Here is a 23,612-nt window from a genome sequence, read left to right as displayed (position 1 = left end):
AATGACGGCAACGGGTCGTTCCCAGCCTTTGATTGCGCCAAGCTCATCGCGGCGTCGGTAGCCAAATGCGTTCACGACCCAGATTCCTCACTCCCGATCGAAGCTGAGGCGATGTGAAGAATTTACGGAAATGGCCGGCGGCTGGCATCGTCACTTGTGTTGCTATAAGGCACAAAGCCGCTGCTCAACGTTCTCAGGAGCGGCCCCCTCAAGCAGGCGGAGCACAGTCGCACAGCGACGAAGCGCCTGGTGATGAGTCGTGAAGCACTGAGCCCCATCAGATTTGTCGGCAGCGCACCTGGCGGCCCGGCGCGCACAGGTCGTGCGCAGTGCCCTGATTGCCGAAGGCGGAATCGCCGCTTCGCGCATCTTCGTCGCCGAGCTGCCCGAGACCGACCTTCCGATCTTCACCGGGCGCCCGGTCGACAGCCAGAGCAACCGCAGCGTGCAGCTCGTGCTGCTGGCGCTGCCGCAGCGCGGCCACTGAGGGAATATGTGCGATAGCGCAACAGAGAGCACTGACGTTCCGAGGGAGCATCACCCGGCAACCTCTTGATCCAAATGGCAGAAGGCGCTGCACGTTCCGTTCAGATTTCTTTCAGTTTCTGCACTTCTTCATCTAACCTTGTGAAGGTCGTTAGGGGATCGAGCCATGTTAAACACCAGTCTCAGGTCACAGCTGCAGACGTATCTGCGAAACATCCGTAGACCTGTCGAATTGATCGTGTCGCAGGACGGTAGTCAAAAATCGCCCGAGATGCTGACGATGTTGAACGAAATCGCGTCGTTGACAGATCTGGTGACGGTAATCGAGGAGCAGCAAGGCGAGGAACGCAAGCCATCATTTTCAATCGGGCAGGCGGGAGCAAAACCCGGCATTCGGTTTGCCGCCACTCCAACAGGGCCTGAATTTTCGTCCCTTGTCCTTGCAATACTCCAGGTGGGAGGACATCCCGTAATAGCCGACCGTACGACCATTGAACGGATTCGAACGCTAGAACGTGAATACTATTTCGAGACCTTCATTTCACTATCTTGCGGAAGCTGTGTGGACGTTGTGCAAGCGCTGAACATGATGACGGTGATCAATTCACGGATTCACAACATTACGATCGACGGAGGGCTTTTTCAAAGTGAGGTGTCGGCGCGTGATGTTAGCGTTGTGCCGACGATCTACATGAACGGCGAGTTATTCGGCGAGGGGCGCAGCAGCTTTGATGAACTCGGCGCGAGACTTCACGACATAGAAATGAGCATGAGAGCGGCACTGCGCGCGGCGTGCTAGCCGTAGCACCGACCTGCAGGTTACATCTGTCGCGGGTATCCCCGCTAATTCGCCCCCCGGGGATGCCGTTATCTGTAACGCTGAAAGTCCGCAACGCGTGGGCCTCAGCCGACCGCATCGGGGTGTACTCGACCACTTTCGGCCGTTCGACGAGGCTGTTCAGATCCGCGACAATCGCCTCCGATGCCGAGGTTCGGTTTTCCATCTCAACGGTTCGACTTTCCTATGCGGGTGGCATTTTGAATGACGAGAGCTACATCGGTTGGTTGAGACAGAAGGTCGGTAATGGTTTGATACTCAGCCCGTCGGTTGGGGCCGTGATTCACAATCACGAGGGCAGACTTCTCTTGCAAGAGAAATCTTCGGATGAGGCTTGGAGTTTGCCAGCTGGGGGAATTGAACTGGGTGAAAGCCCCCAAGAAGCAATTGCCTGGGAGGTGATGGAAGAGACCGGATACGCCATCCGCATTCATGGCATTCTCGGCGTCTTCGGCGGCCGAGCATTCCGGTACACGTATCCCAATGGCGATCAGGTTGAATACGTTGCGACGTTGTTTCAGTGCAAGATCACTGGCGGTTCCGGAATTCCTACCGACACCGAAACCAAGGACACCCGGTATTTCAAAAGGCACGGCGGCCTCAAATCTGAAGTGCAACACCGTTCCGTATAAGGTGTTGCGATGCACGAAAGAACTCAGTACCAGCAACTTCAACCTGAAGAGCGCCTCATCATTGCAAGCCTGCATCTGCAGGGTTCGAGTATGCGGGCCATGGCCCGCATACTCGGGCGCTCGCCGGCCACCGTTAGCCGTGAACTGACGCGAAACAGCTCTCCCGCAGGCTACGCATCGGTGCCGGCTGAAGCGCTCAGCGCCTCACGCCGCACCGCGAGCCGCCGCCCCACAAAGCTTTGCCTGCAAAGCGTCTGCTGGCGTATCGTTCTCACCCTGCTGGAGTGGAAATGGTCACCCCAGCAGATATCGGGCACACTGAAGCGTATGTATCCGACTGACCCGACCCAGCAGGTTTCGCACGAAACCATCTACACGGCCATCTACGCCCAGCCGCGCGGCGAACTGCGCCGCCAGCTCATTGCCTGCCTGCGCCATGGCCACAGCACGCGCATACCGCGTACACGCGGCACAGACCGGCGCGGACAGATTCCCGACATGGTCAGTATTCATGTGCGGCCGCCCGAAATCGAGGACCGGCTGCTGCCCGGACACTGGGAAGGCGACTTCATCAAGGGCGCTGGCAACCAGTCCTCGGTAGGCGTTCTGGTTGAACGGACCAGCCGCCTGGTGCTGCTCGCAAAGATGGAAGACGCCACCGCAGCTTCGGCGCTGGCGGGCTTCTCCGCCAAACTCAATTCGATTGTCGCGCCACTGCGCCAGAGCTTCACCTACGACCAGGGCAAAGAAATGTCGCGCCATAAAGAGCTCTCTGCCGCAACCGGCGTGAACGTGTACTTTTGCGACCCGCACAGTCCCTGGCAACGCGGCACTTGCGAAAACACCAACGGGCTGCTGCGGCAGTATCTGCCCAAAGGCACAGACCTTTCGGTCTACAGTCAGGACGAACTCGACGCCATCGCCGACAGCCTGAATAGCCGGCCTCGTGCAACTCACAACTTCCATTCACCATTCGAGGTCTTCGCCGCGACCCTCGCATCAGCAAGTCAACCTCAACGCTCTAAACATTAATCCCGCTGTTGCGCTTCACCCTTGAAACCGCCCTGAGCAAGATCAAACGCTGCCTAAACTACGGTTCCATGATCATCGACTTTGTCTGGCGTATGGCACTTCGCATCGGATATCCGCTTGCTCGTGTCTGGTGGCACCTTCGACGACCCAGCCATCAGGGCGCGCTTGTCGCAATCTATGTCGGGCAGTCGCTGTTGCTCGTGAAAGCATCGTACCGGACCGCGTGGAATCTTCCGGGAGGAAGTGTCCATCCCGGAGAGACGCCCGAGGCAGCCGCGCAGCGCGAAATGGAAGAGGAAATTGGTCTGTCGTCATACACATTGCTCCCGGTGGGCAGCGTCTGCGGCGCCTGGGACGGACGACGCGACCGGGTGCATTTTTTCGAACTACACCTCGATCGCCTACCCAAGCTGCGGATCGATAATCGCGAGATTGTCGCCGCGCATCTGGCAACGCCGGAGGAATTGCATGGCTTCGGACTGACAGCGCCAGTGGCTGCGTATCTGAGCGGAGATCTTTGCCGTTAGATGTCGACCGGGCGGTATCCCGGCTGCCCGGGGTCAAGCTCCGCCGACTGCGAAGGGAAGCGGTTTATCTCGCCCACAATCGTGGGCATCCTGCATTTGACGTTGGTCCCAACGCCAGTGGCATATCGCGAGCGGGGGATGCTGGCGATCGCAGCGAAGGTGTCAAACGGCGCCCAAGCTTCCATCGAGTTTACTGCATCAACCATTGCCCAACTTTTGCGACCGGGTCTCGCCGGGCATCATACCGGGCCAGTAATGGTGTCATCGAACGGCCATTATGAGAACCCGTGAAGGAGCTGGTCGTTGCTACGTCGTCGGTGCTATCTCCCGGCTGGTTCTTGTTTGGCGTCAGCGACGGCAAGGCGGATTCGGCCGCCGCAATGCATGGCAGTAGTCCAGCCGGATAGCGACAAGCATATCCGGTGCTAGACGCATTGGCTGACATCGACGTATGCCACCGCGACACTGACCAGTGTTTAAACGTCTTTGGTGTCGAATACGAGAAGCTCGACACCGGCCTGTGCGAAATTGGTTAGATCGCTCGCTGTCGCTCGCCCTTCGGGTGAATTGAGTGCCTGTTGCAGGGAATCCACCGAATCAAAGCTCAGGATCGCTGCCAGGTAATACGGGGACTCGCCTTGCGGGGTCGCTACCGGCCCGGCACTAACTTCATAGCGCTGAAGCCCGGATATCGTCTTGGCAAGAGGCACATGATTCGAAAAGTAGTGCGCGTCGAATGCGTCCGGGTTTGACGGCGTTTTGTATAGTGCGACGAGCTTTGCCATGGTCATGTCTCCTTGAGCACCCGGCGAGATCGGTGCACGACAGAATGAGCGTCTCGCGCTCCAATCTGCCGACGGCCGGGATCATGCCAGACTGGTACGGGTTCGGGTATATAACTGTCCTACCTTGTTGAGATTTCAGCTTGAATTCTACGCTGGCTATGAATTCGCATCGAAACCCGTCACGAGTCTTCGCATATTTGCCAGACGGCCCAAGGTCCCTTGAGGCTAAGGCCTGCACACAAGCGAGGATGACAATCACGGGTCCGCCGAAGTCGGTCGCGATAGGCAGCCCTCGGCCAGAAAGCGTCATTCGTCCGCACCGTCGCTCGGACATTCAGACGTCGGTTCCACCCGGGAAGAGGCCATTCAAATGGCGCCGATGAACGTTGCTTGATCGGCCAAAGCTTCCAATGGCGTTCGCCGAATTGAATGAATGTATGGCCCTCGTTGCCGACGAGTTCCATACCGATGTGTCCAAAAAAGAAGGTCTATACAGAAGTCGTCTCTTCTTGTTTCTCGCTCCCCAGGAAAAGTAACTTTTCGCGATCCTCAACCTTGAGAGAGAAGCCCCGGCTGCTTTTCATAAATATAGGAGACATTGGCCGCGGCTCCGGATTTGTTCCGGCCTTCTGTCCCGCAGCCGACAACAGAAAGTGAATTGGGGCGACTTCCTGAAATCGGGAAGCGACCGTATCTCGATCGAGCACATCTTTTTCCGATTCGTCCCCGACTGTCTTGAGAACCGCCATGACGATGTACTACGCTATCTTGGGGAAGGGTCTGATTTAGATGACAAGGGTGGGTCAGAATTCGGTGGAGATCGGCGGTGAATCATATTTAGATGGCACATCGAAGGAGAAAATGATGAGCGAGAATAAGCCAAACGAGAAGTCCGACTCGCAGCTGTCACCAGACGGGATCAATCGTCGCCGCTTGCTCGGATCCGCCTCGCTTATCGCTGCGTCAGCGGCGCTTCCGCGATCCGTTGGCGCTGCATCCACTGGCGCTCCATCCTCTGTCACTACGCCTCAGGACGGGTCTGTCTTGCCGAGGGCTGAGCCGGCGTTTCACGGCAGAATTGAACGTCTCGCGAAGAATTCCACCCCCGACTTTCCCAAGGAATACGCGGCGCCCGCCGGATCACCGAACGTTCTTTTGATCCTGACTGATGATGTTGGGTTTGGGGCGAGCAGCACTTTCGGCGGCCCGATTCAGACACCGAATTTCCAACGGCTTGCGGACAGCGGCCTTCGCTATAACATGTTTCACACCACGGCGCTTTGCTCGCCTACGCGCGCGGCGCTGATCACCGGTCGAAATCACCATTCGGTCGCCAGCGGAGTCATTACCGAATTCGCCACCGGCTATCCCGGCTACGATTCGCTTGTTCCAAAGAGCGCTGGCTCCATTGGCGAAGTTCTCAAGGAGAACGGGTACAACACCTCATGGTTCGGCAAGATGCACAACGTGCCGGACTGGATGTCAAGCCAGGTCGGCCCATTCGATCTGTGGCCGAACGGCCTGGGCTTCGAATACTTCTATGGGTTCATCGGCGGCGACAGCGACCAATGGCATCCGGCGCTATACGAAAACACCAAGCCGATTGAGCCCTATCTCGGCGATCCAACCTACATCCTCGATCGTGATCTTGCCGACAAGGGGATCGCATGGATGCGGATGCAACACGCGCTCGCGCCAACCAAGCCCTGGCTTCTTTACTACGCGACCGGCACCGCGCATGCCCCACACCACGCGCCGAAGGACTGGATCGCGAAATACAAGGGCCAGTTCGATCAGGGTTGGGACAAGGTGCGCGAGGAGACACTCGCCCGGCAGATCGAGCTCGGCGTTGTCCCGCCCGGTACGCAACTGACCACGAGGCCGGAGCAGATCCCCGCCTGGGATACCTTGTCGGGTGATCAAAAGCGTCTCTACGCGCGGATGATGGAAGTCTATGCGGGCGCATTGTCACATGCCGACTACAACATCGGCCGTTTGCTCGACGCCGTTGAGGAATCTGGCCAGAAAGATAACACTCTGGTCATTTTCATAATGGGCGACAACGGTGCGAGTGCCGAGGGTACGCTGCAAGGTACAACCAATGAGGTCGGGACCGCCGCGAACAGTGTCCCGGAAAGCCTTCCGTTTCTGCTTTCGATGATCGACGAACTCGGCGGCCCCAAGACCTATAACCACTACCCGGTCGGTTGGGCACACAGCATGGATGCGCCCATGCAATGGACCAAGCAGGTCGCTTCCCACTTCGGCGGCACCCGCAACGGCATGGTGATCTCGTGGCCGGCACGCATCAAGGATAAGGGCGGCCTGCGGTCGCAGTTCTGCCATGTGATTGACATTGCGCCGACGATCTACGAGGCGGCCAGGATCACGCCGCCGGTCATGCTCGACGGCGTGAAACAGAAGCCGATCGAAGGCGTGAGCCTCGTGTACACATTCAATGCCGCCAAGGCGCCGACCCGACATTCCGTCCAGTATTTCGAGCTGGTTGGCAACCGCGCGATCTATAAGGACGGCTGGATGGCAAGCACGACGCCGCTTCGCCTGCCTTGGGTGACGATTGGGGCCGAGCCAAGTCCCGACGATTTCAAGTGGGAACTTTACAATATCAACGAGGATTTCAGCCAGGCCAATAATCTGGCCAGCAAGTATCCCGGGAAGCTGAAAGAGCTTCAGGACGCCTTTGACGTGGAGGCCAAAAAATACAATGTCTATCCGCTTGATTCGAGTTTCGCGTCACGCGCCGATCCTGCGATTCGCCCGAGTCTGACCCGGGGCCGTAGCGAGTTCTCTTATTTTCCGGGCATGATCCGCATTCCGGAGGGATCGGCTCCGGACTTCAAGAACAAGTCCTGGACGGTGGCTGCCGACGTGGTCATCCCGGAGGGCGGCGCCAACGGGGTGCTGGGAACAACAGGCGGGAGGTACGGCGGTTGGGCGCTCCTCATGCAGGATAGCAAGCCTCAATTCGCCTATGCGTTCTCGAACCAGCCAGAGCATAAGTTTGTAGTTGCGTCCAATCAACCGCTCGCGGCGGGCCATCACATCGTGCGGGTTAAATTCGACTACGACGGCGGCGGCATAGGAAAAGGAGCGATGGCGACGCTGTTGGTGGACGAAAAGCAGGTTGGACAAGTCAAGATTTCAAGGACCGTTGGGGTCAGATTTTCTCTCGATGAGACCTTCGACGTTGGGCAGGACACAGGAACCCCAGTGATCGAGGATTACGCGGATAAGATGCCTTTCAGGTTCACAGGCCAACTCAGGCGATTCGTCGTGGTCCTGCAACCGCAGAAGCTCAGCGAGGATGAGCAAAAGAGCCTGCGCGACGGTTTGGCGAAAGCGATGATGTCGGTCCAGTAGCGACCGTAGCGGGGTGCGCCGCCGGGCACCTTTTGCACTCGCTTCCGGGCTTGCTCAGAGGTGTATCGGGTCTTGACGGTGCAGTTATTTGGGTTGACGGGACCTCACAGAAAGCCCGGACGTCGATGATGACCTTCCGGCCGAAGAGCCTGCCCTCACACGAAGATCCGAGGGCAGGTTCAGGCGATTCGCGATCGGAGCAATCACGAAGAGAGGACTTCCTCAACGCGCAGCGTTCGAACGAAACGGACGCCTCGACGAAGGACAAGACAGCAGGACGCCATGAGTTCACAGAGCCAGGTTTCCAAACAAATCGCGACGTCACAGCGGGATCCGCTCGCCGATATGGTTTTTGTCCCGGGCGGCGAATTCCGCATGGGTTCGGACCGGCACTACCCTGAGGAAGCACCCTCCCACCGGGTCAGAGTCGATGGGTTCTGGATCGACCGTACGCCCGTGACGAACCGCCAGTTCCGCAAATTTGTCAACGCCACGAACTATGTGAGCTTCGCCGAGATCGCGCCGAGGGCCGAGGACTATCCGGGCGCGCTCCCACACATGCTGCAGGCCGGGTCGCTCGTCTTCTCACCCCCCAAGGGGCCAGTCGATCTCCAGGATTGGGCGCAATGGTGGCGGTTCAAATTCGGTGCTGATTGGCGAAGGCCCTACGGCCCGCGCAGCTCGATCAGCGGAAAGGACGACCATCCCGTGGTGCATATCGCCTGGTGCGACGCCGAGGCGTATGCGCGCTGGGCCGGCAAGGCATTGCCGACCGAGGCCGAGTGGGAATTTGCGGCGCGTGGCGGCCTTGATGGCGCGGAATATGCGTGGGGCGACGAATTCACGCCCGCCGGAAAGCAGATGGCCAATACCTGGCAGGGCGCCTTTCCGCACCAGAACCTGAAGCAGGACGGTTTCGAGCGCACTTCGCCGGTGAGGTCCTTCCCGCCGAATGGGTACGGCATCTACGACATGATCGGCAATGTGTGGGAATGGACCGCGGATTTCTGGTCGACACGCCACACGGCCGACGTGCCCAAGGCGTGCTGCGTCCCTCAGAACCCACGCGGCGGCGCGGAGGGGGAGAGCTACGACCCTTGCCAGCCCGAGATTCGTCTTCCCCGCAAGGTGCTGAAAGGTGGTTCGCACCTTTGCGCACCAAACTATTGCCGCCGCTACCGCCCAGCGGCACGGCATGCCGAGTCCATCGACACATCTACGAGCCATGTCGGTTTTCGCTGCGTTGTGCGCCTTGAGATGGGTTGAGTGTTAGCGAGCTAGGTTAGAAGAGCGTGCTATGAACTATCGCTCGATTGCCGGCACGGTCCTTAATGAGCGTCGTCGCGCAGTAGCAAGATCAGATTCAGACATCGTGGATGCGGGCAAAATGCGGAACACGGCGGCTGTACAGCATAGTCGGCTGAACGGGTCACAACGAGCGCTGGCAAACTGGCGACCGGACTTCTCTAGAATTCGCGGCAAAACCCATCTCGCGATTGCAAACCAGATTGAGGAGGCTACTCGCCTCGGAGTTTTCGAGCCGGGCGACAGGATGTCCTTGCAGCGCGCGATTGCCACCGACCCAGGCTCTCATTGCAACACCATCAATGCATTCCGGGAGGCAGCGCGATGCGGACTCGTTCGCGAGTGTATGCGGCGGAGGACCATCGTACTCTAAAGAACGTCCGAAAGACTCCTTAAGCCGCCATCGATGTCGCGCCAGCCTGGCTGTCCGTTGGGGGTCGATCTGGTGCGTTCGCCGTCGGCCGTGTTCACCCATCAGGCGACGTTCAGGCATTGCCGCCGAGTGGCCGCCTGTCATTCGAGAGCAGCCAACTGCGCTTCGATTGAACAGAAGCAGGAATCGCCCCACCGACAAACGGTGCCACCTCTACGCGCCTTGAACACGTCGTGCCATAATCGCGCACCACCACGACCGTGTCGCTCCCACCGCCTGACCCATGCTCGCGCGTTTCCATCTGAAGATTGGCAGCCTTTTGGGATTGCTTGGAATCCTGATGGCGACTTTCGCGCCTGTGGTGTCTCAGACGCTCGCTTCGAGTCGCGATGGGGCATCTCTTTCGGCCTCGCTTTGCTCCGCGCAATCGATGCCAGACGACGCGCCGAATGACCAGGACGCTTCCCACTCCCTGGCTTCCCACGGGCAGGCTTGTGGGTACTGCAACCTGTTTGCCCACATGCCAGCGGTGCCAAGCGTTCAACCCGCTTTTGCCATCACGGTCTGGGCAACCCAGCATCGCATTGCGACCCGGTTCAATAGCGTTCGGCGTTTCCCGCCATTCACTGCTGCCCAGCCCCGCGCCCCTCCAGTCTCATCCTGATGTGCGTCCTACCGACGCGATGCATTCGCTGCATCGCAGTGTTTCGCGCGTCTGTCTCCGGACCTGCGACGGCATTACAACGACCTCAAAAGGATGAACCATGCACACCATTTCAACGCGCGGTGGCAAACCGCTGCTCACGGCAGCAATTATTTCGGCTGCCACGAGTTCACTTCTGCTAACGCCCTCGCTCGCAGCAGCTCATGCCATTGCGGGCGACCGCGTCTTTCCGGCGACCATGGCAGTGGATGACCCCGGCGTAGGCGACGAAGCAAATCTTTTGTACGGCCACCAGCGCGTCCCCGGCGACGATGGCGATCAGAGCATCAATACTTTTGATTTCGAGTACGACAAGCTGATCACACCAAGACTAGCCCTATCGGTCGATGGATCGTATGCGATGCAAAACAACCCGACCGCCCGTGGCTTCGATAATTTTGGTGTTGGGCTGAAATATTTGCTGTACGTCAACGACGCGCACGAGTTCATGACGTCCGTCGGCGTCAATGCCGAGTTTGGCGGCACGGGAAGCCGCGCGATTGCCGACAACTTCTCCACCATCTCGCCGACCGTTTATGTCGGCAAGGGCATGGGAGACCTCCCTGATTCGCTGGCATACCTGCGTCCGATCGCGATTACCGCCGAAGCTGCGCCCGCGCTGACCACGGGCGCGGGACAGCCTAACGCCTTCAACTACGGCTTCACGTTCCAGTACAGCCTGCCCTACCTGCAGCAGCATGTCCATGATCTCGGTTTGCCACAACCGCTCTCGAATATCATTCCAATTGTCGAGGTGCCGTTGTCGAGAAGCCAGGGACAGACAACCGGCACGGTCAATCCTGGCTTTATCTGGATCAACCGCTACGGTCAATTCGGTATCGAAGCGCAGATCCCGGTGAACCGCGCGAGCGGCTCGCACGTGGGTATTCTCGTACAGGCCCACATTTTCTTCGACGATGTGGCGCCCAGGACGCTCGGCAAACCGCTGTTCCAGTGACGAAGGAATCCACCGATGAACCAGAATCGAAGCCTTTGGAAACGGGTCATCGCGAGCGTGGCCGGCCTTGTTTTCGCCGGCGCTGCGTTTGCGCATGTGTTTCCGCAGAAGCAGGAGCCGGGAGCCGGCGCGAGCGTTGCAGCACCGTCGCAGGTGAAGATCACCTTCGACGGGCCGCTGGAGCCAGCATTCTCGTCGCTCACGGTGACCAATGCCGTTGGAACGCAGGTCAACGCAGCCAAGTCCGTGGTCGACGCGCATCAGCCGGACGTGATCACCGTTGCGCTGTCTCCCTTGCAGGCTGGGCGTTATACGGTGCACTGGGTGGCAGTCGCCTCAGACGGGCATCGCACCCATGGCGATTACGCGTTCGAAGTAAAGTAGGCGTCGGTGGCGTCGCGGCATGTTGAGCTCCACGTCGTGCCGTTACCTACCGCACGACCTTTAAAGCGTTGATGGCAAAACATTGCTTTATCGTTGACTGACTCGTTTCGATCGGCACGCAGACACCCGCCTCTCCTAACCGAGAGGCGGCAACGGATTGACTTGTGCCGACTGCGTCAGGCAGTCGTCGGCCACATACGGCTCCTCGCATTCGGATTGCGAACGGCTGTTGATGAGCGACGAGTCGCCATTTGACGAAGCGAACAGCGAACGATCCTTCGGGCGAGCCGGCTTCGCTCTCAAGCACTGTGCGCGGCGGCTCAGATTTCGATGGACATTCTGACCGACGACGCGCCTCAGGTCTGTAAATTGCGGCACCGTAGCCGCCTACACGAACGGAACGTGACTGTGCGTGACATCATAGCCATAGGAGGTTCACTCGGCGGCCTGGACGCGTTGTGCACGCTGGTTCATCCTCTGCCACGGGATTTTCCCGCGGTCCTGCTGGCAGTTTGCATACCGCGCCTTCCAGCCCCATGCTTTGCTAGCAGGGCTCGTCGGCAAGTCTACCGCCCTTGTGGTGGCGTACGGTCACGATGGTGAGGTCCTGCAAAAGGGACGCCTCCTTCTGGCTCCGCCCGACCGCCACATGACTGTGCGCCTGTCTGGCCGTATAGGACTGGATTGCGGTCCCGAGGTGCTCTTCGCACGGCCCGCGGTGGACAAGCTGTTTGAGTCTGTCGCACGGAGCTTCGGACCGCGTGCGATTGGGATTGTCCTTTCGGGTGGCCTTCAGGACGGTACGGCAGGACTGCGCTTGTAACTCTTTGATTTCAATGGTTCGAAGTTGTGCATGCAAGTGCGGGTCCGATGCAGCGCAAGAGTGGTGTAACCAATTGAATTCCGTTCTGCTTTGCGCACATGTTCGCGGACTCGGAGCCTGACTAGCTTCACCGTTGGCTTTTTTATTCGCCGCACTCGGCTGGCTTTTAAGGCCACGCGGGTGTGTGTTCGGACCGGCAATGCCGAGGCCGGCGGCAAATCCAGCGAGCCGGCCTGACGACAATAGCCAATGCGGATCACGCGGCCGCCACGCCTTCGGGCACTGCGTTGAGTTTGACGCCGAGCGCGCGCAGCAGTTTGAACACCGTGTCCATACGCGGTTTGGAGCCCGGTGCGAGCGTTTTGTAGAGGCTCTCGCGCCCGAGTCCGGCGTCAGCCGCGACCTTTGCGATGCCACGCGCTTTGGCGATGTCGGCGATGGCGGCGAGAAGGAGGTCGGCGTCGCCTTCTTCGAGTGCTGCGTTGAGGTATTCAGCGATCATTTCCTCGCTGTCGAGGTAGTGCGATGCGTCGAACCGTGCCGTTTTGATCTTGCTCATGATCGTTCCTCTCTGATTGCTGTCCACATTGTTTTGGCATGCTTGATATCGGCCTGCTGCGTAGACTTGTTGCCACCGCAGAGCAGCAGATACACCATGCGCCCTTCACGCGCGTAGTAGAGCCGGTAACCCGGACCGCAATCTATGCGCATCTCGAACACGCCTTCTTCCAGCAACCTCACGTCGCCGAAATTCCCTCGCTCCGCACGCCGGACCCGCACGAGGATTTTCGCCCTTGCGCGTAGATCCGCGAGCTCCGCCAGCCAGGTGTCGAACACCTCGGTGCGGTTGACCGTGTACACAGGCGGTGTGCCGATCTGTTTGTAATTGTATCCCTGTGGATACGTCGATGCAAGTGTGAAAATCATATTGATATAGCGGCTCTCCACCGCACCCCGTTCGTTGCTTCCCATGCCGCGCGCCCTCTCTGCGCGGCCCCATTTGCTACATGAGGTTAGCGGTCTGCGCGGCTCCTGACGATTCGGCCAGACGGCCAATCTGACGGACAAACGCATGCGCAAGGCACCCGCAAAATACTGGCGCTCGCCGGCGATGGCGCGCCCGAATCCTTACCTCCCACGTAATCGACGCCACGCCTGCGGGGCGTCAATCTTCACTCCGAGCCCGCCGCATACGACATGTCTGCCGAGCGTAGTGCTCAGTCATGCCAACAAGGAGTCTTGAGATGAATGCGCATACCGATCTGATCGACCGTTATTTCGACGTCTGGAACGAGACCGATGGCGCGCGCCGTCGCGAGTTGATCGCCGCGACATGGAGCACAGACGCCGACTATCGCGATCCGCTGCTCGCCGGCGCGGGCCACGACGGCATCGACGCGATGATTCGCGCGGTGCATGAACGCTTCCCGCAGCACGTGTTTCGCCGCACGACCCAGGTCGACGGCTTTGCGAACCGGCTGCGCTTTTCGTGGGAACTGACCACACCCGCGGGCGACGCGATCGTCAAGGGATCGGACTTTGGCGTGGTGGATGCGCACGGCCGTCTCCAGGCAGTCACCGGTTTCCTCGACGAGGCGCCCGGCAGCGCCTGAGCCGCGCATTTCTTCACGGAGACGATCATGCACGAGCCCTTCGCCCCAACGCCGGTTCAAACTGTCATCGCGTTCGCGCGTGTGTCGGCGGCCGTCGACGCGTGGTCCAGCGCCATCGCCGGCTTCGCGCTGCTGGCGGGCGCGCGGGCGTTCACGTTCATCGCGTTGCTGGGCTGGCGCGAGCCGGTATTGGGCGGCGCGGGGCTCGTGCTGCTCGCGTTGATCGGCTGGCTGCGGTGGCAGTGTGGCTGTGCAGCCAGCGCCGCTCCGGATGCCGCGCGGGATGGCGGCGTGCCGCTGTGCCGAGTCGACAGAGAGGGCGGCGGCGCTGTCGTAGCGGTCGGCGGCGTCCAGCCACGTTGCGCTGAGGCTCGCAACGTTGCTTGCTACAATCGATCGTCGCAATGCGATGTGTGCGATGCAACGCGCTGCAGCCGCACGACCGTCTCCGGGCAGGCCCGAACCCAGCCGTGAGCTCGAGCGCATTGCGCTATCCAACCCGGACGGCTAGCCCGTCGATCGGGACCAACCGACAATATAAGGAGACACCGTGCTGAAGAATCTGGACCCGCTGCTGAACGCCGATATCCTGTATGCGCTGCGCTCGATGGGCCATGGCGATGAACTTGTCATCTGCGACGCCAATTTTCCGGGCACGTCGGTTGCGCAGGGGACCGTGCTCGGCAAGTTGCTTCACCTCGACGGCGTGAGTTCGCCGCGTGCGATTCGCGCGGTGCTCTCGGTGATGCCGCTGGACACGTTCATCCAGCAGCCCGCATCGCGGATGGAGGTGGTGGGCGAGCCGCACACGATTCCGGCGGTGCAGCGTGAAGCCCAGGCCGAGGTCAACGCGGCGGAAGGGCGCGAGGTGCCGTTTGCCTCGATCGAACGCTTTGCTTTTTATGAGCGGGCGCGCAAGGCATATTGCGTGATCGCGACCGGCGAGGAGCGCGGCTACGGTTGCTTCGTCTTCACGAAAGGCGTCCTGCTCGCGCCGGATGCGCCGCGCTCGTGACGTTTGGAGCGCGAGCGCCTTCATGTGAAGCGTAAGCCGCAAAGCAAGCGCAAGCTGCACGCAGCGGCACCGACCGCATACTGACTTCGGTTCTGCTCGCACCCGGCGTGCTGGCCTGATTCGCCATGACCCTTCGGAATTCATTACGGTGACGAAACCCATGAGCTTCTCAATAGATAGTCTCGATCATCTCGTCCTGAACGTTGCCGACGTCGAAGCCAGCGCGACCTGGTACGCGAGCATGCTCGGTATGCGGCGCACCGAGTTCGCGTCGCGCACGGGTACGCGGGTGGCAATGACTTATGGCAATCAGAAGATAAACCTGCGCCCGGCAACCGCCGACACCGTCGCATGGTTTACCAGCCGCGAGCCGGTGCCGGGCAGCGCCGACCTGTGCTTCGTGACCAGCGCGAGGCCGGCCGACGTCAAGGCGCACTGGCTTGCCGAGGGCGTCGCAATCGAGGCCGGCCCCGTCGAGCGTGACGGCGCGCGCGGCCAGATGATCTCGGTGTATTGCCGCGATCCTGACGGCAATCTGATCGAAGTCGCGACCTATCCCGACGTCTAGCCACGGCGGCAACATGCGCATCCGCGATGCCCGTCTGAAGCGGCCGTTCGCGGTGCGCCCGGATGCCTTTTTCGTCTCCGTGACCCGGCGCATGTCGCGCCGCGCAATCCCGCGCGAGCTTGGAAAACGCAGCCATTGCACATATGCTCAGGTGCTAGGCGGGGAACTGCGGCTGCTCAGGCGGGTCTGCTGCTTATTCATTTACAGGAGTCCCTCATGTCGCGTCCCGTCGATTCCGGCGTTATTTTCGTTGCACGTATCGCCCTTGCCGTGCTGTTTCTGTGGGGTGGTGTGATGAAACTGCTGGGCTATGCGGGCTTTGTCGGCTATCTGCATTCGAAGGGAGTGCCGTTCGTGCAGGTTGCCGCGCCGATTGCGACCGCAGTCGAAGTGCTCGGCGGTCTGCTGCTGATCGTCGGCTTCAAGGTGCGCCCGCTTGCGCTGATTCTCGCCGTGTACACGGTGGCCACCGCGGTGCTGGGCCACGATTTCTGGAACGTGGTCGATCCCGCCTTGCAACGCGACATGGTGATTCATTTCTGGAAGAACATTGGCATCGCCGGCGGCTTCCTGCTGCTGTTCGTGACCGGCGCGGGACGCATGAGCATCGACGGCGCGCGCGCGCCGCGCGGCGGGCTGGGCCTCTGATGCCGCACGTGGTTCGGCAATCGTCGCCTCGGCTTTCGATTCTGGCTGTAATCAAGGGAGCACATAATGATTCAAACTTTCGAGCAAACCATTGCTGGCACGGTCACGCAGTTGTGCGCCAGTCTCGGCGAAGGACCTACGCCGCATCGCGTGATCATCAGCCTCGCCGATTCGGCGAAGACGCTGGTGGTGCTGGATGCGTCCGGGTTCATCAGCGCGATCAAGGCCGAAATCGAGGAGCCGGAGAAATTGATCGCCGATGCGATCACCAAGGCGCAAAGCGAAGGACTGATCGAGCGCGCGATCGATACCGGCGTGATTCAGGAAGCGACGTTATAAGCGGGGTGGTGTCGACGGGTGTTGCGTGACACCCGCGTTGCACTTCGAGTTGCCCATCACGATCCCCCGTCGTGCGCAAGCATCGCGGGGGTGTTTTTTTCCGCGAACAGGACGGCGAAGTGGACGGCCGCAAAGACCGGAAGCGCCACCCTGACTCAAGCCCTCAACGTGATTCGCCGACTCGCGTCGCGTCCCGTTCTTGCGCGCTCTTCCGCGAGCCAGCCGCCGCCGCGTGCGGCTCAGGATCCACGAGGCAGCACAACACGCCGCCCACCACCAGCAAACCGACTGAAATCATGGTCGAAGCTTGCAGCCCCGTGACGATCTGCGTCGCCGCCATGCCGCTCGCCAGCGCGCCGAAGGCGGCCACGCCTACCGCGCCGCCGGCTTGCCGCGCCGTGTTCAATACGGCGGACGCCGTGCCCGCGCGTTGGGCGTCGGTCGACGCAAGTACGGCGGTGGTCATCGCCGGGACCGCGAGGCCCATGCCCGACGGAATCAGCAGGAACGGCAGCAGCAGGCCGATGAGCGGGGTCGCGGCATCGACCCGATGCAGCAGGCCGTAGCCGAGCCCGGCGGTGATCGCACCGAGGATCATCGGCACCCGCACGCCGAAGCGGCCGATCACCCAGCCGCTCGCCACGTTCGAGAGCAGAAAGCCGCCCGTCAACGGCAGAAACGCGAGCCCTGCCTGCAACGGGGTGTAGCCACGCACGCCCTGCAGATAGAGACTCAGTACGAACACCATCCCGTAGTACGTCAGATTCACGCAGATACCGAACAGGACGGCCGCGCTGAAGGTGCGTTTTCTGAACAGCGAAAGCGGCAGCATCGGCGCCGCGACGCGCGCTTGCACGGCGACGAACGCGCCGGCCGCGAGCAGCGCGACGACGAAACCGCCGGCCACGAGCGGGTGGCCGAGCCCCAGTGGCCGCCATTCGATCACCGCGGCGACAAAGGTGGTCAGCGCGACGATCGCGAGACACTGGCCGCCCAGATCGATGCCGCGCGGGTTAATGTCGGCGTTTCCGCCGGCGCCGGTTGCTGGCGGGCTTCGGCGTTCGGCCTGGGGCCTCGGCACCCAAAGCAGGGTCGCCAGCAGACCGGCCGCGCAAATCGGCAGATTGACGAGAAAAATGGCGCGCCAGCCGAATGCCGCAATCAGCAGACCACCGACAACCGGTCCGGCCGCGATCGAGATCGCGCCCGCAGCGGTCCACAGGCCGACGGCGCGCGCCCTCAGTTTGGGATCGTGTCCATACGACTGATTGAGCAAGGCCAGCGAGTTCGGCAGCATCGCGGCGGCGCCGATGCCCTGCAATGCGCGCGCGGCGACCAGCATCGTGGCGTCGAGCGCGAGGCCACAGGCGAGCGACGCGAGCGCGAACAGGACGATCCCGGCCGCGTACATGCGTCGCGCACCGAAGCGGTCGCCGAGCGCGCCGGCCGACAGCATCAGCACCGCGAAGGCGAGCGTGTAGGCATCGACGACCCATTGCAGGCCCGCGACACTCGCGTGCAGGTCCGCGCCAATTCTCGGCAGCGCGATGTTGACGATGGTGACGTCGAGCTGCGTGACGACGAAACCGACGCTGACGGTCGCCAGAACGCGGCCGAGGGCGGGCGAAAGGGGGGAGGTTGGCGAGTTCATGCGCTACATCGTAGGCCCGATGCGGCGCACCATGTTTCGGGGCGGCGTGAAGTGTGGATGTTGGTGGAGGGGGTGTTCGGCGTGGCAGCCAGCAACCGGACCCCAAACAACAACGGCGCCCCCGAAGGAGCGCCGTCGTGTAACAGCTCAGTCAATCCAGACCGTGCACCCGCCCGCTCAAGCCGCCCGCGGCGCATCCTTGATGAACAGCGTCGTCAACGCTCCGAGAATGCAGATCGCCCCGACATACATCGGCGCGGCCATCGGGTTCGACTTCATCATCAGCGACACCGCGATCGGCGTGAGTCCGCCGAACACCGCATACGCGACGTTATACGAGAACGAAATGCCGGAGAAGCGCACGACGGGCGGAAACGCCTTGACCATCACGAACGGAATCGCACCGATCACGCCGACGAACAGTCCGGCCACCGCGTACAGCGGCACCAGCGCCGAGGTATCGACGGCGAGTTGCTGGAACATCACGTAGTACGTCACGGCCAGCGCGAGGCCGCCGATGAAAATCGTGCGCCCCGCGCCGATGCGCCCGGCGATCGAGCCGGCCATCACGCAGCCGATCGTCAGGCACAGCGTCGCGACGCAGTTCGCCAGCAGCGCCGTCGCCGGCGCGATGTGAAACTGCTTTTGCAGCAGCGTCGGCGTCATCAGAATCACGACGACGATCGCGGCCGACAGCATCCACGTAAGCAGCATCGACACGATCACGGCGCGGCCATGATCGCGCAGCACGGCCTTGAGCGGCACTTCCGCGGCGATCGCCTTGCGTTGCTTGAGCTCGGCGAACACCGGCGTTTCATGCAGCCAGCGGCGCAGATAAACCGAGAACATGCCGAACACGCCGCCGACCAGGAACGGCACGCGCCACGCGTACGCGGAGATTTCCTCCGGTGCGAAGTGGTGGTTCACTGCCGACGCGATCAGCGAGCCCAGCAGGATGCCCGCCGTGAGGCCGGCGGTCAGCATGCCGCACGCATAGCCGATGTGCCGCTGCGGCACGTGCTCGGAGACGAACACCCAGGCGCCCGGCACTTCGCCGCCGACCGCCGCGCCCTGCATCACACGGAACAAAAGCAGCAGCACAGGCGCCATCATGCCGATGCTGGCGTAGGTGGGCAGCAGACCCATCATCAGCGTCGGCACCGACATCAGCAGCACGCTCAGCGTGAACATGCGCTTGCGGCCGAACAGGTCGCCGAAGTGCGCCATGATGATGCCGCCTAGCGGCCGCGCGAGATAGCCGGCCGCGAAGATGCCGAAGGTCTGCAGCTGGCGCAGCCAGTCCGGCATCGCGGCCGGGAAGAACAGTTGGCCGATCGCCGGCGCGAAGAACACGAAGATGATGAAGTCGTAGAACTCGAGCGCGCCACCGAGTGCGGCGAGACCGAGCGTTTTATAGTCGCTGCGCCCAAGAGGGCGTGGGGTGACAGCCTGCGCTCCACCCAGATTTGTCGCTTGCATTGCTATGTCGTTGTTTTGAAATGGGAAGCCACACGTGGCGCGTGGAAATACGGCGGTCGTCGGGCGAGAAGTGTGGCAGGCGCTGGGTAGAGCACGGGACACCGGCGCGCCGCCCGGGTAGGACGAACGCGATGACGACTGGGGCCAGGCCGGGATTTTACAGGACGAAAGCAGCTCGCTTCGGGAAGTGCTTAATTCGATGGAAGAAAGTTCCCCGGGGCGCGGCTTTTTCGGGCGCTCTGAATCGTCACCGCGGAGCAGGCTCCATAAATATGAAAATTAAGAATGATCCTATGGGATAGAGACGACATGCCCTGGAGAATGGCGTCCCAGCTATCCCGTTGAGAGCCACCCATGCGCGTTGCTGTACTTCAGCGTGACCCGGTCATGCGTTTGTCGATCGAACAAGCTCTTGTGAGAGCCGGCCATGCCTGCGTGGCTTATGACGACGGCCTTGCCATGTCGAAGGCGCTCGCTCGTTCCACGGTGGATCTGCTGGTGCTGGACTGGCACGGCACCCGTTTGTCGGGTGCCGAAGTGCTGAGGTCGGTGCGTGCGGTCGGCGACGGCCGCCTGCCGGTCATGTTCGCGTCGAGCGACACGTTGGAGGAGAGCATGGTGCGTGCCTTCGCCAATGGCGCGGACGATTACGTCGCGTTGCCGTTGCGCCCGGCCGAGTTCCGTGAGCGCGTCGCGGCGCTGTTGCGGCGCGCGTATCCGGATCGCCTCGGCGGCGCGAGTTTCCACGTGGGGCCTTATCATTTCGATACGCGTCGGCAGCTCGTCATGCTGCGCGATCAACCGGTGCCGCTATCGGGCACTCAGTACCGGCTGGCGACGCTGTTCTTTTCCAACGTTGGCCGCGTGATGTCGCGCGACCATATCTTCGCCATGGTCTGGGGCCGTGAGTTCCGTGAGTTCACCCGCACGATCGATAGCCACGTGTCGCGGCTGCGCTTGTTACTCGAAATCGAGCCGCAGAACGAATTTCGTCTGCAACCGGTTTATAAGAGCGGTTACAGGCTGCTGCATTTGCGTCAAGGCGAATCGGATGAAGAATGGGACGCCGCGCCGAAGCGGGCTGCTTGAGATCAATTCAGGTTGTGTTGAGTCGATTCGATTTTGGGGAGAATGGGAGGGGCCGAATTTTTTGAGGTTTGCTTGATGCGGCGCGCAGTGGAGTGATCTCGTCGGAAAGGTCTGCGGTCCACGTTCAATATCACCATCAGTTCGATCGAAATCTCCACTGAGCTTGTCAGTGGATGCTCTCACCCGGGGACCAACTGCTTCGATTGATGCCAAGGCGCCGCGAAAGGGCGGCTTGAAGATCACTAGATGTCTTTTTCCTCGACGCGATGTGGCGAAGGCGTCGCGTCGGCGTCTTCGGTTTCGCAGGGTGCGTCTACATTGGACGGTTGTGTGCAACCGTTGATTGAGCTAAAACTCTTGCTCGCGTTCCGGTCGACTACTAAAAAGAGGACAAGTATCGCAAGCGAAGTGAGGACGTACTCGACAACGTTTAGAAATGGCTGTTGCATCGATAACAGGACGAGGAAACCACAAATGACGGGACTGCGAAGGCGCATCGCATAAAGACTTTCTGCGCTCAGAGCATTGCTGGCACTCTCATGCTAGCAATGCGCCGGTAACGTTTCTGTCAACGATTGATAGATAGCTGGCGCAAAGTTGCTGTGCATTGCGATGAATGATTTGCCTGGAGCACTTTGCTTGTCGGCGTAGAAGGAAAAGCTTTCGCGGGCGGAGCGCCGTCGTCAATCGCAGGGTGTCTCTACTCTGCCTGGCGGTTATTGCCGATACAGATTCGCCTGAGTGTTCTCGCACGGCGAGAAGTTTGTCGAAGGTGCGCGCCGGTGCCGCATGCAGTATTTGTGTGAGTACGCTCCCTCTGCGAACGAATATTCCTGGGGACCTCGGGGGCTCGCGGACGCCTGTCGTGTCGAAAGCTACAGTAGAACGGGGGGCGAAATATCCGTGTCAAAACGCGCGTCACTGTAGACTCGTTCGCCATCCTTACCTATTCGTTGAATGGAATCATGAAGGGTTGAATGTCGGACAGCTGCTTACGCTGTCTTCATGACGAGAAACGTTAACTGAATGAAGCGCTTTTACGGAATGCACCGGGAAGGCAAATGCTGGACGATCGTGGGAAGTTATTATGAAGGTCGCTGTACTTGAGGACTGCCGGGAGATTCGCGAGTTTGTCTCTCGCCAACTGACAAGCGCAGGCTATCAATGTCAGGAATTTGTCGACAGCAGCGCGTTGCTGGACGAGTTGCGGCGGCAGACGTTTGATCTTCTGGTGCTCGATTGGATGCTTCCGGACAGGCCTGGAACGGAAGTGCTTCATTGGGTTCGAGCAAACCTTCCACGCACGCTTGCGGTCCTGTTTCTGACATCACGCGCGAGCGATGACGACATGTCATCGGTCCTGAACTCGGGGGCCGATGACTATCTCATCAAACCGATCACATCGGGCATGCTGCTGGCGCGCACTCGCGCGCTTCTGCGGCGATGTTCCGTGCCGATCGAATTGTCTGGTCCGCAGATTTTTGACGATTTCGAATTCCACTCCGGACGCGGAGAACTACGATTGCGTGGCGCGCTCATATCGTTGACGCCAAAACAGTTCGCGCTCGCTCTTCTCCTGTTTCAGCATCTGGATGCGCCGTTACCTAACGCGCAGATTATCGAGGCGGTGTGGAGAAGGGCGCCCGACGAGCCAGCGTTGCGGACGTTGAGCACGCACGCTTCGATGCTCCGAACAAAGCTGGGCCTCCGACCGCAGAATGGTTATCGTCTGATGCCGTTGTATGGCTACGGATATAGATTGCAACGTGTGCCATCTGGTTGATTCAAATATCCCGCTGCAACGGCGAGCCTCATGGCGTTGATGGTCCTCGTCGCACAGGCTCGCCAACGTGCGGGGGCTAACCCCTCCTGCCGCGTCAAGCGGCTGGCAACGTCGGCCGTGTTTCGATCGCGCGACGAATCAGCGCTTCGACTGCCTTGCGTTCGTCGCCCGCGAGCGCAAGACGAGGCGGCCGCACGGGCTCGGTGCCCAAGCCGACGATCGTCTCGGCCAGTTTGATGTTCTGCACGAGCTTCGGCGATACGTCGAGCGCCAGGAGCGGCGCGAACCAGCGATAGATCGAGCGGGCTTCTTCGAGGCGTCCCGCTTTCAGCAACTTGTAGATCGCCACCGTCTCGTGCGGAAACGCGCATACCAGACCGGCAACCCAGCCATGCGCGCCCATCAGCATCGCTTCCATCGCGAGGTTGTCGACGCCGCACAGAATCGCGAAGCGGTCACCGACCACGTTGATCAGATCCGTCACGCGCCGCACGTCGCCGCATGATTCCTTGATTGCAACGATCTTCTTTTCGTCGGCGATCTCCGCGAACATGTCGGGCGTCATGTCGACGCCGTAGGCGAGCGGGTTGTTGTAAATCATCAGTGGCAGCGCGCTCGCATCGGCGACGCTGCGGAAATGGTTGAGCGTCTCGCGTCGGTCCGACAGATAACGCAGCCCCGGCAACACCATATAACCCGCTGCGCCATGCTTGCTGCCGGCTTCGGCCTGGCGGCAGGCGTCGAGCGTGCTGTTTTCGGCGATCGTCAACAGCACCGGCACTCGGCCGCGCGCGGCTTCGACGGCAACGTCGAGCACCTGCAGCTTTTCGTCGAGCGATAGCGTCGACGCCTCACCCAGCGAGCCGCATACGATGATGCCGTCCACACCCGCGTCGATCTGCGCTTCGATATTCTTGCCGGTCCACCCACGGTCTATGCTGAAATCCGCGTGGAACTTGGTGGTGACTGCTGGCAATACGCCTTCCCAGATATGCCCCACGACTGCTCTCCTGAGTGTGATGTGTCGAAGCGAAGTGTAAGCAGGGAAAATGTCGCCGTCTTGCGCGAATCGCGCGCGGCGGATGACGATTTCGGCATAGTCGATTTATGGATCATGCCGTGCTTCTGCCGCGCAATCGCGCTGCAAAGCGCATTTGCGGCAGCACCCGTAATTAGTCGATAGCGGGTGAGCAGAGCCAT

Annotated in this window: 23 protein-coding genes and 1 pseudogene; 18 read left to right on the top strand and 6 right to left on the bottom strand. The window is 60.7% G+C overall.

The window, feature by feature from the left end; all coding sequences use genetic code 11:
• Positions 1-283: 283 nt before the first annotated feature.
• From B0G69_RS29080 to B0G69_RS29060, 5 genes are all read left to right on the top strand, one after another.
• Positions 284-487: a hypothetical protein gene (locus B0G69_RS29080; RefSeq protein WP_121323340.1), complete on the top strand. Its 204-nt coding sequence runs from the start codon at positions 284-286 to the stop codon at positions 485-487.
• 165 nt (positions 488-652) lie between these two features.
• The gene (locus tag B0G69_RS29075) at positions 653-1,285 is read left to right on the top strand and encodes an alkyl hydroperoxide reductase (RefSeq protein ID WP_121323338.1); all 633 of its coding nucleotides are present in this window, start codon (positions 653-655) and stop codon (positions 1,283-1,285) included.
• A gap of 62 nt (positions 1,286-1,347) precedes the next feature.
• The gene (locus B0G69_RS29070) at positions 1,348-1,956 is read left to right on the top strand and encodes an NUDIX domain-containing protein (protein WP_241991502.1); all 609 of its coding nucleotides are present in this window, start codon (positions 1,348-1,350) and stop codon (positions 1,954-1,956) included.
• A gap of 9 nt (positions 1,957-1,965) precedes the next feature.
• Positions 1,966-2,988: an IS30 family transposase gene (locus B0G69_RS29065; protein ID WP_121322128.1), complete on the top strand. Its 1,023-nt coding sequence runs from the start codon at positions 1,966-1,968 to the stop codon at positions 2,986-2,988.
• A 68-nt stretch (positions 2,989-3,056) separates the two neighbouring features.
• On the top strand, positions 3,057-3,515 hold the full coding sequence (locus tag B0G69_RS29060; protein ID WP_121323336.1) for an NUDIX hydrolase: 459 nt from the start codon (positions 3,057-3,059) through the stop codon (positions 3,513-3,515).
• A 476-nt stretch (positions 3,516-3,991) separates the two neighbouring features.
• Here the strand turns inward: B0G69_RS29060 and B0G69_RS29050 are convergent, their stop codons facing one another.
• Positions 3,992-4,300, bottom strand: coding sequence for an EthD family reductase (locus tag B0G69_RS29050; RefSeq protein ID WP_121323941.1), 309 nt, complete (start codon positions 4,298-4,300; stop codon positions 3,992-3,994).
• Positions 4,301-5,161: 861 nt separating this feature from the next.
• Between B0G69_RS29050 and B0G69_RS29045 the strand changes: the two genes are divergently transcribed.
• The 5 genes from B0G69_RS29045 to B0G69_RS29020 all read left to right on the top strand — a co-directional run bounded on the left by B0G69_RS29045 (position 5,162) and on the right by B0G69_RS29020 (position 11,404).
• The gene (locus B0G69_RS29045; RefSeq protein ID WP_241991501.1) at positions 5,162-7,681 is read left to right on the top strand and encodes an arylsulfatase; all 2,520 of its coding nucleotides are present in this window, start codon (positions 5,162-5,164) and stop codon (positions 7,679-7,681) included.
• 282 nt (positions 7,682-7,963) lie between these two features.
• Positions 7,964-8,947, top strand: coding sequence for a formylglycine-generating enzyme family protein (locus B0G69_RS29040; RefSeq protein WP_121323330.1), 984 nt, complete (start codon positions 7,964-7,966; stop codon positions 8,945-8,947).
• Positions 8,948-9,642: 695 nt separating this feature from the next.
• Positions 9,643-10,023: a DUF2946 domain-containing protein gene (locus B0G69_RS29030; RefSeq protein WP_121323327.1), complete on the top strand. Its 381-nt coding sequence runs from the start codon at positions 9,643-9,645 to the stop codon at positions 10,021-10,023.
• Between the two features lie 100 nt (positions 10,024-10,123).
• Complete coding sequence (locus tag B0G69_RS29025; protein WP_199731366.1) at positions 10,124-11,020, top strand: hypothetical protein; 897 nt, start codon at positions 10,124-10,126, stop codon at positions 11,018-11,020.
• A 15-nt stretch (positions 11,021-11,035) separates the two neighbouring features.
• Entirely contained in the window at positions 11,036-11,404 is a 369-nt protein-coding gene (locus B0G69_RS29020; protein WP_121323325.1) for a copper resistance protein CopC, read from the top strand.
• 1,079 nt (positions 11,405-12,483) lie between these two features.
• Here B0G69_RS29020 and B0G69_RS29010 read toward each other — a convergent pair.
• A complete protein-coding gene (locus tag B0G69_RS29010) occupies positions 12,484-12,786 on the bottom strand; it encodes an addiction module antidote protein (protein ID WP_074769728.1) in 303 nt (100 codons plus the stop codon).
• Positions 12,783-13,199: a type II toxin-antitoxin system RelE/ParE family toxin gene (locus B0G69_RS29005; RefSeq protein ID WP_347232524.1), complete on the bottom strand. Its 417-nt coding sequence runs from the start codon at positions 13,197-13,199 to the stop codon at positions 12,783-12,785. The genes B0G69_RS29010 and B0G69_RS29005 overlap by 4 nt, the downstream gene beginning before the upstream one ends.
• A gap of 272 nt (positions 13,200-13,471) precedes the next feature.
• Between B0G69_RS29005 and B0G69_RS29000 the strand changes: the two genes are divergently transcribed.
• From B0G69_RS29000 to B0G69_RS28975, 6 genes and pseudogenes are all read left to right on the top strand, one after another.
• Positions 13,472-13,840, top strand: coding sequence for a nuclear transport factor 2 family protein (locus tag B0G69_RS29000; protein WP_121323314.1), 369 nt, complete (start codon positions 13,472-13,474; stop codon positions 13,838-13,840).
• 27 nt (positions 13,841-13,867) lie between these two features.
• Positions 13,868-14,086 (top strand): annotated as a pseudogene (locus B0G69_RS43015) (hypothetical protein); the annotation flags it as partial.
• A gap of 304 nt (positions 14,087-14,390) precedes the next feature.
• Complete coding sequence (locus B0G69_RS28990; RefSeq protein WP_121323310.1) at positions 14,391-14,855, top strand: RbsD/FucU domain-containing protein; 465 nt, start codon at positions 14,391-14,393, stop codon at positions 14,853-14,855.
• A 160-nt stretch (positions 14,856-15,015) separates the two neighbouring features.
• A complete protein-coding gene (locus B0G69_RS28985) occupies positions 15,016-15,423 on the top strand; it encodes a VOC family protein (protein WP_121323308.1) in 408 nt (135 codons plus the stop codon).
• 216 nt (positions 15,424-15,639) lie between these two features.
• Positions 15,640-16,071 (top strand): DoxX family protein, encoded by a 432-nt coding sequence (locus tag B0G69_RS28980; RefSeq protein WP_121323306.1) that lies wholly within the window; start codon positions 15,640-15,642, stop codon positions 16,069-16,071.
• 66 nt (positions 16,072-16,137) lie between these two features.
• Complete coding sequence (locus tag B0G69_RS28975) at positions 16,138-16,410, top strand: hypothetical protein (protein WP_121323304.1); 273 nt, start codon at positions 16,138-16,140, stop codon at positions 16,408-16,410.
• A gap of 163 nt (positions 16,411-16,573) precedes the next feature.
• Here the strand turns inward: B0G69_RS28975 and B0G69_RS28970 are convergent, their stop codons facing one another.
• Complete coding sequence (locus B0G69_RS28970) at positions 16,574-18,061, bottom strand: MFS transporter (RefSeq protein ID WP_121323302.1); 1,488 nt, start codon at positions 18,059-18,061, stop codon at positions 16,574-16,576.
• 177 nt (positions 18,062-18,238) lie between these two features.
• Positions 18,239-19,540, bottom strand: coding sequence for an MFS transporter (locus B0G69_RS28965; RefSeq protein WP_121323300.1), 1,302 nt, complete (start codon positions 19,538-19,540; stop codon positions 18,239-18,241).
• A 354-nt stretch (positions 19,541-19,894) separates the two neighbouring features.
• Between B0G69_RS28965 and B0G69_RS28960 the strand changes: the two genes are divergently transcribed.
• On the top strand, positions 19,895-20,629 hold the full coding sequence (locus tag B0G69_RS28960) for a response regulator transcription factor (protein ID WP_121323298.1): 735 nt from the start codon (positions 19,895-19,897) through the stop codon (positions 20,627-20,629).
• Between the two features lie 1,087 nt (positions 20,630-21,716).
• Complete coding sequence (locus B0G69_RS28955) at positions 21,717-22,412, top strand: response regulator transcription factor (RefSeq protein ID WP_121323296.1); 696 nt, start codon at positions 21,717-21,719, stop codon at positions 22,410-22,412.
• Between the two features lie 94 nt (positions 22,413-22,506).
• Here B0G69_RS28955 and B0G69_RS28950 read toward each other — a convergent pair whose 3' ends face one another.
• Entirely contained in the window at positions 22,507-23,412 is a 906-nt protein-coding gene (locus B0G69_RS28950; RefSeq protein ID WP_121323294.1) for a dihydrodipicolinate synthase family protein, read from the bottom strand.
• Positions 23,413-23,612 lie beyond the last annotated feature (200 nt).

It is taken from the genome of Paraburkholderia sp. RAU2J (genome assembly GCF_003634845.1).
Taxonomy (GTDB): domain Bacteria; phylum Pseudomonadota; class Gammaproteobacteria; order Burkholderiales; family Burkholderiaceae; genus Paraburkholderia; species Paraburkholderia fynbosensis.
Note: the sequence above shows the minus strand (reverse complement) of the source record. Positions and strands in the feature narration are given on the sequence as shown.

Bases quoted from the DNA above. Each gene is read 5' to 3' on its own strand.
- B0G69_RS29020 (WP_121323325.1), top strand. From the start codon at position 11,036: ATGAACCAGAATCGAAGCCTTTGGAAACGGGTCATCGCGAGCGTGGCC.
- B0G69_RS29025 (WP_199731366.1), top strand. From the start codon at position 10,124: ATGCACACCATTTCAACGCGCGGTGGCAAACCGCTGCTCACGGCAGCA.
- B0G69_RS28955 (WP_121323296.1), top strand. From the start codon at position 21,717: ATGAAGGTCGCTGTACTTGAGGACTGCCGGGAGATTCGCGAGTTTGTC.
- B0G69_RS28960 (WP_121323298.1), top strand. From the start codon at position 19,895: ATGCGCGTTGCTGTACTTCAGCGTGACCCGGTCATGCGTTTGTCGATC.
- B0G69_RS29070 (WP_241991502.1), top strand. From the start codon at position 1,348: ATGCCGTTATCTGTAACGCTGAAAGTCCGCAACGCGTGGGCCTCAGCC.
- B0G69_RS28985 (WP_121323308.1), top strand. From the start codon at position 15,016: ATGAGCTTCTCAATAGATAGTCTCGATCATCTCGTCCTGAACGTTGCC.
- B0G69_RS29060 (WP_121323336.1), top strand. From the start codon at position 3,057: ATGATCATCGACTTTGTCTGGCGTATGGCACTTCGCATCGGATATCCG.
- B0G69_RS29075 (WP_121323338.1), top strand. From the start codon at position 653: ATGTTAAACACCAGTCTCAGGTCACAGCTGCAGACGTATCTGCGAAAC.
- B0G69_RS29030 (WP_121323327.1), top strand. From the start codon at position 9,643: ATGCTCGCGCGTTTCCATCTGAAGATTGGCAGCCTTTTGGGATTGCTT.
- B0G69_RS28970 (WP_121323302.1), bottom strand. From the start codon at position 18,061: ATGAACTCGCCAACCTCCCCCCTTTCGCCCGCCCTCGGCCGCGTTCTG.
- B0G69_RS28965 (WP_121323300.1), bottom strand. From the start codon at position 19,540: ATGCAAGCGACAAATCTGGGTGGAGCGCAGGCTGTCACCCCACGCCCT.
- B0G69_RS29000 (WP_121323314.1), top strand. From the start codon at position 13,472: ATGAATGCGCATACCGATCTGATCGACCGTTATTTCGACGTCTGGAAC.
- B0G69_RS28975 (WP_121323304.1), top strand. From the start codon at position 16,138: ATGATTCAAACTTTCGAGCAAACCATTGCTGGCACGGTCACGCAGTTG.
- B0G69_RS29010 (WP_074769728.1), bottom strand. From the start codon at position 12,786: ATGAGCAAGATCAAAACGGCACGGTTCGACGCATCGCACTACCTCGAC.
- B0G69_RS29040 (WP_121323330.1), top strand. From the start codon at position 7,964: ATGAGTTCACAGAGCCAGGTTTCCAAACAAATCGCGACGTCACAGCGG.
- B0G69_RS28980 (WP_121323306.1), top strand. From the start codon at position 15,640: ATGTCGCGTCCCGTCGATTCCGGCGTTATTTTCGTTGCACGTATCGCC.
- B0G69_RS29005 (WP_347232524.1), bottom strand. From the start codon at position 13,199: ATGGGAAGCAACGAACGGGGTGCGGTGGAGAGCCGCTATATCAATATG.
- B0G69_RS29045 (WP_241991501.1), top strand. From the start codon at position 5,162: ATGATGAGCGAGAATAAGCCAAACGAGAAGTCCGACTCGCAGCTGTCA.
- B0G69_RS29050 (WP_121323941.1), bottom strand. From the start codon at position 4,300: ATGGCAAAGCTCGTCGCACTATACAAAACGCCGTCAAACCCGGACGCA.
- B0G69_RS29065 (WP_121322128.1), top strand. From the start codon at position 1,966: ATGCACGAAAGAACTCAGTACCAGCAACTTCAACCTGAAGAGCGCCTC.